Source organism: Chryseobacterium sp. MMS23-Vi53 (assembly GCF_047651245.1).
Taxonomy (GTDB): Bacteria; Bacteroidota; Bacteroidia; order Flavobacteriales; family Weeksellaceae; genus Chryseobacterium.
The window spans coordinates 1,870,659-1,884,054 of the sequence record NZ_CP180265.1 but is presented as its reverse complement, the minus strand read 5'-3'; the positions used below and the strand labels follow the sequence as shown (position 1 = coordinate 1,884,054).

Genomic DNA, 13,396 nt, shown 5'->3' with positions numbered 1-13,396 from the left:
AAATTAAAACTAAAACCTTGAAAAAAATTAAATATTTAGTAATTATAGGCCTTGTTACGATAAGCTGTGGAATAGTAAAAGCTCAGTCAATTACTACGGCTATGGGAAGTTTTGTACCCGGAACAGGAGAAAATATTCCTCCTACATTAACTTCTTTGGGAGATCCTATTGATGTTTTTATGGATTCTACGGGTAATTTATATGTAACAGAATTTCACAGGATCAGAAAATTTACTGTAAGCACAGGACTTGTGACGACAGTTGCGGGGAGTGGAGCAATGGGTTTTACGGGAGATGGATCTCCTGCTACAAATACTGGGGTAAGAATGTATGCGCCGAATGGTGTTGCGGTCGACAGTCAGGGAAATATCTATATTTGCGATACTTTGAACAACAGAATTAGAAAAGTTACTAAAAGTACGGGAATTATTTCCACGATCGCAGGTAACGGTGCGGGTATCACAACTCCTCTTGGAGATGGGGGTCTTGCTACCGCTGCAAGGCTGAATCAGCCTTTGGGAATTTTTATAGACTCATCAGACAATATTTATTTTGCTGATAGTTCCAGCCATAGAGTACGAAAGATAAATCATGCGACCGGAATTATCACCACTATTGCAGGTACCGGATATTATTCTACAATCTCTAGCGATGACGATTTAGGCTTGGCTACAGCTGTTAATCTGTATTATCCTACCGATGTCACGATGGATAGTTCTGGAAATCTATACATTACAAATTCAGGATCGCATAATGTCTTGAAGCTAAATGCCAGTACCCAGATATTAACAAGAGTTGCAGGTCATTTTGATACGGCTTCTTACTCAGGAGATAACGGACTTGCAATAAATGCAGGTTTGAATGCTCCAAGAGGAGTTGTGGTAGATAATGCAGGAAATGTTTATTTTTCAGACCGACTGAATCATAGAATCAGAAAGGTAAATGCTTCTACGGGGATCATTACGACGATTGTAGGTACAGGTGTACAAGGATTTTCGCCTGATGGAACTCCGGGTGTCTCGGCAAATATTAATACTCCGGAAGATTTATTCATGACCAATAGTGGAACTCTTTATTTTGCAGACAGAGGTAATAATAGAATAAGAAAAATCGAAAGTGGAAATTTAAGTACTGTAAGTTATGAAAATACTTTAGAGGCTGGTATTTATCCGAACCCGGTTGTTGATAAAATTCATTTTAAAGCCAAGAAAGATGGGTTAGCAATTATTTACTCTTCTACAGGAAGTTTTATAAAGAATCTTCAGTTTAAAAAAGGAGATAATAAATTTAATATTTCATATCTTGAAAAAGGTGTTTATTTAATTAAAATAGAAGAGAAATCTTATAAATTAATAAAGGAATAAATAAAAAAACTCAGAAACTAAATCTGAGTTTTTTCTTTTTTCAAACTATCCTCATACAATTTCGCATCGCTCCATTTGGCATGTTTTGAAGGAGAAATTTTATACCCTTTTCGATAAGCATAAACTTTGGTATATTCTGCGCCGAAGAAAATCAGCATACAAGAATAATTGATCCACATCATAATTAAAATTACGGTTCCGGCTGTTCCGAAAGCAGATGTTGGTTTTGCCGTTCCGAAATATAAGCTCAATAAAAATTTTCCTAAAGTAAATAATGCGGCCGTCAAAAAAGCGCCTTTCCAAACGGGTTTCCAGCTAACTTTCACATCAGGAAGAACTTTAAACATTAATGCAAAAAGCAGCATCACAAATCCAAATCCAACCACGAAGTTTACTAATTCTACCAGTAAATAGGTTTCAAAACCGAAATATTGTGTAATAATTTTATTAAAAACACTTACTAGAGACGATAAAATCATAGTAATCATTAATAAAAATCCTAAAATCAGGATCATTCCCAATGAATTGGCTCTGTCCAAGAGAAATTTCACTAATGCTTTTTTGGGAGCAGACTGCACATCCCAAAGACTGTTTAATGAATGTTGAAGCTGAAAAAAAAGTGTGGTCGATCCAAAAACTAAAGATCCTACTCCAACCGCCTTCATGAAGATGTTCTGTTTATCGATCAACGCTCCGGCAATCATATTTTCGATACTTTTTGATACTTCAGAACCCATAATTCCGCTTATTTGTTTGCTGATTTCACCACGAATGGCTTCTTCACCAAAGAAATACCCTGCAATCCAGATTATGATAATTAACAAACCGGGAATGGAAAAAATTGCATAATAAGCCAGACTTGCAGAATCTTTTGAAGCAGAAGATTTGTTCCATTCGGAAAAAGTCTCTTTTAGCGTTTCCCAAAAAAAATTTACATGCTTTATCATTTGTTGTGTTTTTAATATTTGAAAAAAAAATTAAATCATAAAATTTAAATTATGTTTTGGCTAAAGCCAATTGAATTTTGTTTTATTTTAAACGGGCTAAAGCCCGTTCCTATTGATGAGATTTTTATTTTTAGATTTTTAGAATGGATATCCTATCGCAATATTCAGAATAAGATTATCTTTTCTCCAGCTTGCATCTCCGAAGTTTATTCTGTCAAACGCCCACCTGTCGCCTCTTTCGTAGTAAGGAACTCTCAAAGGCATTGCCAGATCTAGTCTTAGAATAAGGATAGAAAAATCAAGTCTCAGACCAACTCCGGCTCCTACGGCAACTTCGCTTAAAAATTCCTTAGAGAATTTCGCTCCCGGTCTGCTTGCATCTTCGTTTACAAGCCAAACATTTCCTGCATCAACAAAAGCAGCAACATTTAAAAATTTATAAAGATTGGCGCGGTATTCTGCATTTAATTCCAATTTAATATCACCGGATTGATCAAAATAATATCCTGGTTGAATGGTTCTCGGATCAAAACTTCCAGGACCCAAGGTTCTTGCACGAAAAGCTCTTACACTGTTACTTCCTCCTGAGAAAAACTGTTTAGAGAATGGAATATGATCCGAATTTCCATATGGATAAGCAATTCCTGCAATAAATCTTGTTGCTAAAGATGTTTTTTCTGTGAATTTATGATACAGTCTGAAATCATTTTCAATTTTTGCATACTGACTGAAAGGTATTCCGAAAATCGTTTTTTCTTTATCTTTTTTTACATTTGCACCAGTTACCAAACCAGTGATGTTTCCTGCCAAATCCAACGTTCCCTTGTAATAAATAGTGGTTGGCTTCGTGAGCATTGTATTCGTGTAAGTGTAAGAATAAGTTGGTCCAAAAATCAATTGTTTTTGAACAACTCTTTGCATGGCATCGCTTTGTTTTGAAATTGAATCGTACAAAGCAGTCACGTTTGCCGGAGAAACATACGTTACATCAAAGATTTTCAGATCATGTTCCTTTCTTGCATTCTCTTTCCAGACGTATCCAAATGAACCTGTGAAAGTATTCAAACTATAATATTCTGTACGATTCTGGAATTCATATCCCAATGCAATATTTGTTCTGGGAACAAACGCACTTGAAGAATTAAACCTAAATGGCGCAACAATTCTAGGAATCGAAAGCTGAACATTGCTTCCGGCTCTGAAAAGGTTTTTCGCATTTTCAGGACCTCCCATCTGGAAATCGAAAGCTCCGTATACAGATGTTTTAAACTGCTCTGCTCCACGGAAAAAATTTCTGTGTGTCCAGTTTAAATTCAATTCACTTCCTGCGTAATTGGCGGAATTGGTTCTTCCTAAAGCTTCCAAACGAAGCGACTGGATCTGTCTCGGAGTTAATAAATAATAGGCATCAAATTTATGTTTTAAAGAATCTGAAACAACAAATTCATTTTTTACAAATTTAAAAACGCCTAAGCTGATCAATCTGTTTAAAGTAAGGTTATGATTCGTCCTGTTATAAAGATCTCCCTGCTTAAAATACAAAGCTCTGTCGAAGATTTTCGGTTTAAATTTATGTTGAGGATCAATGACGTAAATATCTTCATGAGCATATTTCTGAAGAGAATCTTTATCCATCGGGATTGTATATTTTCCGTCTTTTACATCCTGAATATTGTAATTTGGAAAAACGACAACTTTATCAATACTGAATTGTTGTGTAGATAAATCCGGCGTGTTGTCTTTCAGTTTTACATTAAGCTCAACTTTATGATTTTTAGCGACCGTACTGTCTGCCTGAACCAAAATATTATCGGGATGAAAATAATAAAAACCTCTTTCTTTTAAACCATTATCAATTCTTTCTCTTTCACTTTTAATGACATCAAGATCGAAAGGATTTCCTTTTTTAAGGAAAGTTTTACCCGTAAGATTCTGAATTTCCTGGTTCACCAAAGAAGAATCCTTTTGAAATTTTACATCACAGATCAGATATCTCGCTCCCGGTCTCAAAGTATAAATGACCTGAGCTTTTTTATTTTTTGAAACCGTGTCATATGTTGCCTTTGCATTAAAATATCCCTTGTTTTCGGAATAATTTACAATAATATCTTTGTTGAATTCACGATCCACATCACTCAGCAAAACAGGTTTTTCTCCCATTTTATATTTCAGCCAATAGTTGAATCCTTTTTCTTTTTTAGGTTCTTTGGCGATATTATAAAAGTATAATTTAGGTCTTAATCCCAAAAATGTTGAGTTCGGCTTTGGGGTAAGATTGGCTTCCAAAGCGGTTTGAAGTTCTTTTTTTCTTTTTTCGAAATGGTATCGTTTTCAATTTTTACATCTGCTCCCGTGTACAACATTTGCCCTTCTTTCAAATATTTTGTATTGCTGCACGAGAGCGTTACCGAAGCGAATCCGGAAGCGAATAAATATTTACAATATGTATGGAACTTGTTTTTCATTATTTAAATTCTACCACTTGGTTTTGTTTATTTTTACGAGATTCTCTCTGGTTTTTGTTTCTTGTTTTCTGGAAAATTTCACGGAATTTATCATAGTCTAAAGTGATGATAAATCCGGCTCCCGTTTCCACGATCTGTCCTTGAAGAGCTACCTGATATTCATTCTTGCGATACGCGCGAAGCATATATCTTCCATCTTTGGAAAGACTGTAATCTACCGTCACGTCACCTGCAATATTAGTCATGTTTTCATTTTGGCGGGCTTCTCCCTCCAGTCCGAAATTACTTCCTACAGAAACTTTTAATCTGTCATTTAACAATCTTTTGCTTACACCAACATTCAGGTCAGTTCTTGTATTTTTATTTCCGGTTGAATAATCTTCGGAAGATTCCAAATCAAAATTCAATTCAACACCTTTTATTAATCCGGCTGCCAAATTGTTTAATTGTTGAGAAAGAAGTTTACTTACACTCTGTCTCGCCATCATTTCTCCGGACATTCCAGCTCCGGATTCAAAAGGATTTTCGCCAATAAATCTGTTCAGTAAAAGCAAAGCAAAAACCTGTTTGTTCATTTCAGATTCCTGAGTTCTCAACTGTGCCAGTTTTTGGTCAACAATATCAGTTACGGTTGAAGAAACGGCATTATTTTTATCATCGGTTGTAATGTCGAAAGTGATAACAGGTTTCAACAATTCACCTTTCATTTTTAGCAATGTATTGAAAGGCATTCTTTGTTTATATTGATTTAAAGTTGTTGCAGCTTCACCACTGATTTGTTGTTCAACTAAATCTATCGGTGCAGCTTCTGTTTTATAAACGGCGGTAATATCCATTTGCGCCATCGTCGGTTCACCTGTCCAGGTAATCGTACTTCCTTTTTGAATATCGAATTTTCGTTTAAGAACACTTACCGACATTTCGTAGGCTCCTTTTTCCACTTCATAAACCCCCACCAACGTTGTTTTTCCTGATGGATCAACACCTCCCGTCAATTCTGCTTCACCCTGAAGTTTTACAAAATCTCCGTTGGCTTTATCAATGATAATCGACATTTTGGCTTCTTTGCTTACTTCGATATTTACACTCACGTCCATTCCCTGAATACGACTTTTTGAGTTTAAAGAATCTGCTTTTATCGTCTTATTCAAAACTACCTGATCCTGATCGATAAACTCCACAATTCCGTCTCTTTCCTGCAAAGTCGGTGAAGATTGAGGAAGAACAAACGAGAAATCTGTATTGTCTGCAACAGCCAATCTTCCGTCAACTTTTGGTAGATCCAGATTTCCACGAACGTGTAAATTCGCATCAATTGCTAAAATTCCGTACATGATTGCGTCGTTGGATTTTTCTGAATTCACGACTTTGAAATCTTTAGCATTTACATCTAAATTAAATGCGAAATCTCGATATGTCTGCGTTAAAACCTGTCCGTTGATTCTTAAAGAATTTCCGTCTTTATCATTAATTTTAAAGTTATCAAACTCAATTCCACGGTTGGTAAAGTCGATTTCGTCGTTCAGTTTTCTGAAATCACTTCCTGTTTTGGCAATTTCCAATCCAACATCATTAAATTTTACTTTACCTAAAATATTCGGTTTGTCCGCTGTTCCTGTAATTTTTAAATTTCCTGAAATATAACCTTCCGTATTAGTGATCGCATTCATCGAGAATCCCTGAACGGATTTCATTTGCAATTGATTGATTGCCATATTCAGATCAAACGTGCTGGAAGATGTGTTGTAATCTCCCAAAATTTTCACATCATTATTATTTCCGGAAAGTACAACATCAGCATTTAAAAGATTCGGTGAAGTGTTGTTGACTTTAACGGCAAGGTTTCCGACTGGATTTCCATAAACAATTAAATCTGAAATATTTAAATCAGAAGTAAAGGTCATGTTTTTCGTTAAATCCTTTAGCTGTGCTGTTCCGTTGATGGTTCCTCTCGCTAAAACCGTATCTTTTTTAATAAGTTCTGTGATGGTTTCAATTTTAAAATCTTTCAGCGAAACATTTAAAGGAGAGTTCGGAGATTGAGATTCCGATTGTAATGAAATTTCGCTTCCGCCATTGGAAAGCCTGAAATTATCTGCTAAAATTCCTTTGCTGCTGATCTGGATTTTGTTTCCTTCTGCAACCGTCCAATCGGCGTAATTTAATTTTAAACCATTTGGATTCAATGAAATTTCTGTAATGTCATTCAACGATTTGGCGTTACCGGCAATCAGGAATTGGGTTGCATCTTTTTCGTCCTTCGTTGTGATGTTGTAATTGATAATATTATTGGAAACATCACCACCAACATTCACTTTATTTAAGGCAAAGCTGGAGCTCTTCAATCCTGCAACATATAAGTTATATTGCAAAGCTTGATTTTCATTCGTTACCTTTAAAGTTGCATTTTCAATGGAATTTTCACCGTATAACAATTGTGGAATCTGTCCGTCGATTTCAATTTTTTGGGAATCGGCATCATAGTTTCCGTTTAAATTAATGGTTTCAAAACTTTTAAGATCCGGAACAAATTTTCTGATCAGATCATCATTTTTAATTTTTGCATTAAAGGTGAAAAACTGTCCGGCCTGAATTTTTTCTGCTTTTCCAGGCTTCTGGAACTGATAATATTGATTGATTGTATTCGCTAAAGAGCCAAAAATCTGCGTCAGCTTATATTTTCCTTTCAATTCAACATCCGCAATCTGCGAATTGAAAATAATATTGGTAGAATCGTTGGTTGAAGATGCCTTCAAATTTACTTCCTGAACCGGATAAACTTCTTTGGTATCTGAGAAAGCAAAATCTTTTAAATTTAAATAACCATTCAAGTTATCAGGATCTAGATTGGTGAAATCGCCATCTATTTTTCCTGCAAGAATCATTGGATCTTTGTAGAAACCAAGTTTATTTAGATCTAATTTAATGACCTCACCATTTACTTTTACCGTAGGATTTTTTTCGTTATAAACGCCGGAAGCAGTTAATGAAAGATTCGCATTCTGATCTTTTGAGTTTAAATAAATATTGTATGCTCCACGTCTTATTTTTCCCGTTAAATTCATGTTTTGATAACGGTAACCTTTGTAAACAGCGGAAGCAACATGACCTTTCAGATCGGCGTTGGCATTTTTGAAATCAAAACTTTCTCCTTTTGCATAAATCTGTGCAGAGATCGCTCCAATATCTTTATTCTGAATGATTTTTCCGATTTGTAAGCCTTGAAGATTGGCTTTTACATCATACAATTCATGATTTTTTCTGCGCATGTCAACTTTAGCAACAACAGCGGCATTTCCAAGAGTAGAGTAGAGGTTAAGATTCGCGTCTACAACTTTGGTTGTTCCTTTTGCCGTTCCTTTGATGCTCATATTTGAAGGCAGAGAAATATTGGATGGAATTGTATTTTTCGGAACTAAATTGAATATCGTTTTTGCTGATGAAGACAATTCAGCTACTCTCAAGTCATAATATAAATTCTCAGGATTCATTGCATTTTTGATTCTTCCTGAAGCGGCAACTCGCAATTGGTCTAAACCTGAAACTTTAAGATTGTTGATCAGTAGATCATTCACATTTCCTTTTACATTGGCATTGACATTTAAAATCGCATTCGGATATTTATTGAAAGGAACTGTATTTCTCAATGTTGGAACCAGATTCAAAATATCTGCGAAACCAATTCTTGAATCTTTAATATTGGCAGCAATTTTTACAGTTCCTAAATTTGAACTTAATTGCTCAATCGAATTGTAATTTAAAACAACCTCATCTCGCAGCAATGTTTTCGGTGTTTGCAAATAAAGATCTTTTAAATAGGCTTCCTTCTCATTATACACAAAATCTGTATTGAATTTCTGAATATTCAAACCTCTTTCCTCCTTGATTTCTGCTGAGTTTACCGTTCCTGCAAACGTATTGTCCTGCATTTTGAAACTTCTCACCTCAACATTCATTTTAGAAAAATTCATGTGGTTGAAATCAATTCCCTGTTTTGTAGGAGCGATGGCAGTATTGTTGTAGGCAACTTTTACATCGTTTAAAACCAGTTTTCCTAAAAGAAGCTGCATGGCTTTTTCTTTATCGGTTGGTTTTGAAACCCCAGATTCTTTGGCGTTTTTCGGATTGGCATTTTGAGCCGGAAGGTAAAGATTGGCGTTGATGTCTGCTCCGGAAAGGAAAACATTGGAAACGTTGTATGCATTATTTTCCAGATCCAATTTGTTGACTTTCGTGCTCAGTTCTTTAAATAAAACCTTTGCAAAAGTTTTGGTGTTATCGTCGCCGTAATCGATATCGAAATTGGTGAGTTTAATTCCTCTTAAACCAATCTGCATCGGCTTTTTATTGTTTAACGAATCGACTTTCTTTTCAACTTTTTTAGAAACTTCTTCTATAAGATCCTGTTTCAGTTTTAGTTTTAATCCGTCGAGATTAATGTCGTTGACGGCGTATTTGTTGTTGCTTAGATCAAATGTTTTTACTCTTGTGTCAAACGATTTGAAATATAGTTTAATATCATTTCGGGATTGCTGGTCGTTGAACGTAACGCCGATATCTTTTAATTTAATTTTATCTAAAGAAATAATAAATGGCTTCGACGGACTTTCTTCCTTATCGCTGGTCGCAAAAGCATCAATGATATAATCGAAATTGAACTTTCCATCAGGTTTTCTCACGACATTTGCTCTTGCGCCTTCCAGATCTACCGAAGTAATATCTGCTGTAGAATTAATCAGCTTAAGCATATTCAATCCAACATCCAGTTTTTTTACCGCTAAAAGAGTATCGATATCCTGACCTTTTAAATACAAATTTTCCATAACAAGGCTGTTTGGAAATCCTATGTAAACCCTTTCGAGGCTTACTTTTGTCTTGATTTTTTTCTCAAGATATACGACCAGTTTGTCTTTAATAAAGTTCTGAACAGCGGGAAGTCTTAGGCTCAGAATAAGCAGAATAAGAAAAACCAGTATAGAGATAATGGTTATGATGAATCGCCGGAAGAGTTTTCGTTTATTTATTTTCAAGAGTAATTTGGTTTTTAACAAATATAATAATACTATTTTATTATTTGTCTGTTTATGGTAATTTACTCTTAGCGAATACAAAAATCCTGCCTCGACTGCCCTATTATGGAATTTAGTTTAGTTGATTGTCTAGTGAATTAGTTGATAAAGACAGTCAAAGCGCGGATTTATAGTTCTTTAAAAAAGCCCCCTTTCATCATTTTTAAATGTTGAAAAGGTTAGCAAAAATGAAAATTCAAGTGTTAGTTTAGTTATTCAAAGGGGGCTTCGGCATGGTTTGTATGTTGAGATAATAAATTTTCTATTCGTTTCCGTTTTCCCATTTCACATCTTCTCCCTGCGGAGCTGCACCTCCCTGAGCCGGAGTGATGGGCGCGGTTTCCTGATTGATATGATAAACGTAAGCCGCAATTTTTTCTGCATCTCTTCCCGTAATTGTTCCTTCCTTAATGAAAGGCCGCATCGTAGGATTATTTGGTGAACCGTTTTCGAGCATCCAGAACACATTCTTGAATAAACTTTTTTCTTTGATGTTGATCCAGTGCGTGTCCGTTAAATTAGGACCGATTCCCCCTTTTCCGTTATCGCCGTGACAGGTTACACAATTGGTTTTGAATAATTCCTGACCTTCCGCAATATTGTCTGCGCTGTATTTTGCCGATTCTAAATTGATCTGAGGTGCAGTTTTTTCAAACTCTTCGATGGAAGCTAGCATTGTTTTCGTTTCATGATTCAATTCTGCTTCTGGATGTGCATAATCTGTGAAGGCAAAAGCTGTAAGATACACCGCACAGAAAATACATCCGAAATAAAACAGACCGATCCACCATTTGGGAAGCGAGTTGTCAAGTTCCGTAATACCGTCGAAACCGTGATCTATCAGAATATCTTTTTCCTCTGTCGCAGACTGCTTTTTGAACGCCGAGTTCCAAAGTTTTTGATAATATGGCGTGTTTTTTTCTTTTAAATAAGCCGCTTTTTCTTCTTCAGATAATTTTTTGAAACTTTCATTTTCAATTAAATCTCCGATAGCGTTGAGGATAAAAAGTAAAACAATCGTGATTATAATTAATCCCCAGAAAAATGACGAAGATAAATATTGAGTGTCATTGGCAAACATTTCGAATGCAAGGACGGTTATTCCAATTGTAACGGCAATATATATTAATAAAGGTGTTCTTGTTTTCATTTTAATTCCAATTTAAATTAATCAGCACTTGCCGTTTGAATTTGCGTTGTCTTAATATCTGTTCCCAATCTTTGCAGATAAGCGATCATGGCTACAATTTCTCTGTCTTCAAGCGGAATAAATGTTGCTCCTTTTGCTGCTCTGTCTTTTTCAATTTGTTCTTTAACATCGGTGGCTTCAGAATAAATTCTTTTCACAATTCCTCTTGCTTGATTATTTGCCCATTGATTCGCAGAATCTATTTCAGCTTTTGTGTAGGGAACGTCGAAATAGTTTTTCATTAATTTCATTTTATCCACCATTTGTGTTTTGTCTAGTTTATTGGTAATCAGCCAAGGGAAACGAGGCATGATAGAACCTGCAGACGTAATTCTTGGGTTGTACATATGTTTGAAATGCCATGAATCTGGGTTTCTTCCACCTTCTCTGTGCAAATCCGGTCCTGTTCTTTTTGATCCCCAAAGGAAAGGTCTGTCGTAAACGAATTCTCCAGCTTTTGAATACTGCCCGTTTTTCCCTTCAAACCTTACAATCTCATCACGGAATGGTCGGATCATTTGTGAGTGACAGGAATTACAGCCTTCACGGATATATAAGTCTCTTCCTTCCAATTCCAGTGGTGAATAAGGTTTCACTGCTGAGATTGTCGGCACACTTTGCTTTAAAGTTAATGTTGGAATAATTTCAACTAAACCTCCGATAGCGATGGTGATTGCTGCTAAAACTGCTAATAATTTAGGTGTTCTTTCAATCCAGAGATGTACGCCTTCGCCTTCTTTTCTTGAAGTGCCGATGTTCGCTAAAGCGGGTGCTTCTGCCGGAACATTTTTCTGGAAAGATCCTGCTCTAATGGTTTTGAAAACATTTACCACCATTAAAATTGCTCCCGAAAGATAAAGGGCACCGCCTAAGAATCTCATTTTAAAGTAAGGAATAATCGCAGTCACCGTATCCAGCCAGTTTTTCCAAACCAGAGTTCCGTCGGGATTGAATTGTTTCCACATCAATCCTTGTGTAAATCCTGAAATATACATCGGAACGGCGTAGAAAATAATTCCTAAAGTTCCCAGCCAAAAATGCCAGTTGGCTAATTTTTTAGACCAAAGTTCAGTTTTCCACATCACCGGAATCAGGTAATAGACAACTCCGAAAGCCATAAAGCCATTCCATCCGAGCGCGCCCAAATGTACGTGCCCAATAACCCAATCTGTGTAATGCCCTATTTTATTTAATGATTTTGTAGCTAAAAGTGGCCCTTCAAAAGTTGCCATACCGTAGCAAGTCACGGCAACTACGAAAAATTTAAGTATCGGATTTTCTCTTACTTTGTCCCAGGCTCCTCTTAAGGTTAAAAGTCCGTTCAGCATTCCACCCCAAGACGGTGCGATCAGCATGATAGAGAAACCTGTTCCCACTGCCTGAGCCCAGGCTGGCAAAGCGGTGTATTGCAAATGGTGTGGTCCTGCCCAAAGATAAACGAAGATTAAAGACCAAAAGTGAATAATAGATAATTTGTATGAAAATACAGGTCTGTCCGCTGCTTTTGGTAAGAAATAATACATTAAACCTAAAACCGGAGTTGTTAATACGAAAGCCACTGCATTATGACCGTACCACCATTGAACAAGCGCATCTTTAGCTCCGGCATAGATTGAATATGATTTCCATGTCGTGAATGATAACGGAACTTCAAGATTATTGAAGATATGAAGCATTGCTACCGCAATCCAAGTTCCCATGTAGAACCAAATGGCAACATATAAATGTCTTACTCTTCTTTTCGCGATCGTTCCAAACATATTGATTCCGAAGATTACCCATGAAATCGTAATTAAAATATCAATCGGCCATTCGTGTTCAGAATATTCTTTTGAGGTATTGATTCCCATTAGGAAAGTAATGACCACAGAAATAATCATGATTTGCCATGTCCAGAAATGGATCCATGAAAGGGTATCGCTATACATTCTTGTTTTCAGCAATCTTTGCATACTGTAATACGCTCCGCAAAAAAAGGAATTACAGACAAACGCAAAAATAACGGCACTGGTGTGCAACATTCTGATTCTTCCGAATCCTAATGCTCCTTGTGTATTAATCAAACCCTGAATATTACCAGATGCTAAACTTTTAATGGTTGTATCATCTGTACCGAACAAAAACTCCGGTAGTTCGGGATAAAAAAGCATTAGTGCGGCAGTAAGCCCCAATAAAAAACCTACCAAGCCGAATGCAATTGTAGCATACAAGAATGCCCTGACAATATTATTGTCATAATTGAATTTTTGCGTCTCCATAATTCCAAATGTGTTGCAGAACTGATAAATATCTCCTTATTACACTTGTGGAAATCAGCAAAAAAGTGTATCTTGAAAAGGAAATAAATACCGTTTTTAGTATA

5 protein-coding genes and 1 pseudogene are annotated in these 13,396 nt (G+C 36.1%); 1 reads left to right on the top strand and 5 read right to left on the bottom strand.

Annotated features, from left to right (window positions below):
• Nucleotides 1-17: 17 nt before the first annotated feature.
• Nucleotides 18-1,364 (top strand): T9SS type A sorting domain-containing protein, encoded by a 1,347-nt coding sequence (locus tag ACKX2A_RS08315; protein WP_415328904.1) that lies wholly within the window; start codon nt 18-20, stop codon nt 1,362-1,364.
• Between the two features lie 17 nt (nt 1,365-1,381).
• Here the strand turns inward: ACKX2A_RS08315 and ACKX2A_RS08310 are convergent, their stop codons facing one another.
• From ACKX2A_RS08310 to ccoN, 5 genes and pseudogenes are all read right to left on the bottom strand, one after another.
• The gene (locus ACKX2A_RS08310) at nt 1,382-2,311 is read right to left on the bottom strand and encodes a YihY/virulence factor BrkB family protein (protein ID WP_415328903.1); all 930 of its coding nucleotides are present in this window, start codon (nt 2,309-2,311) and stop codon (nt 1,382-1,384) included.
• A gap of 138 nt (nt 2,312-2,449) precedes the next feature.
• Nucleotides 2,450-4,776, bottom strand: a pseudogene (locus tag ACKX2A_RS08305) (BamA/TamA family outer membrane protein).
• A complete protein-coding gene (locus ACKX2A_RS08300; protein WP_415328902.1) occupies nt 4,776-9,599 on the bottom strand; it encodes a translocation/assembly module TamB domain-containing protein in 4,824 nt (1,607 codons plus the stop codon). Before ACKX2A_RS08300 ends, ACKX2A_RS08305 begins: the two are co-directional and overlap by 1 nt.
• Nucleotides 9,600-10,107: 508 nt before the next feature.
• Nucleotides 10,108-10,995, bottom strand: coding sequence for a cbb3-type cytochrome c oxidase N-terminal domain-containing protein (locus ACKX2A_RS08295; protein ID WP_415328901.1), 888 nt, complete (start codon nt 10,993-10,995; stop codon nt 10,108-10,110).
• Between the two features lie 17 nt (nt 10,996-11,012).
• On the bottom strand, nt 11,013-13,292 hold the full coding sequence (gene ccoN / locus ACKX2A_RS08290; protein WP_415328900.1) for a cytochrome-c oxidase, cbb3-type subunit I: 2,280 nt from the start codon (nt 13,290-13,292) through the stop codon (nt 11,013-11,015).
• Nucleotides 13,293-13,396: the final 104 nt, after the last annotated feature.

What these genes read in the sequence shown, in the direction of transcription:
- ACKX2A_RS08310 (WP_415328903.1), bottom strand. Translation starts at nt 2,311, where the DNA reads ATGATAAAGCATGTAAATTTTTTTTGGGAAACGCTAAAAGAGACTTTT.
- ACKX2A_RS08300 (WP_415328902.1), bottom strand. Translation starts at nt 9,599, where the DNA reads ATGGAAAATTTGTATTTAAAAGGTCAGGATATCGATACTCTTTTAGCG.
- ACKX2A_RS08295 (WP_415328901.1), bottom strand. Translation starts at nt 10,995, where the DNA reads ATGAAAACAAGAACACCTTTATTAATATATATTGCCGTTACAATTGGA.
- ccoN (WP_415328900.1), bottom strand. Translation starts at nt 13,292, where the DNA reads ATGGAGACGCAAAAATTCAATTATGACAATAATATTGTCAGGGCATTC.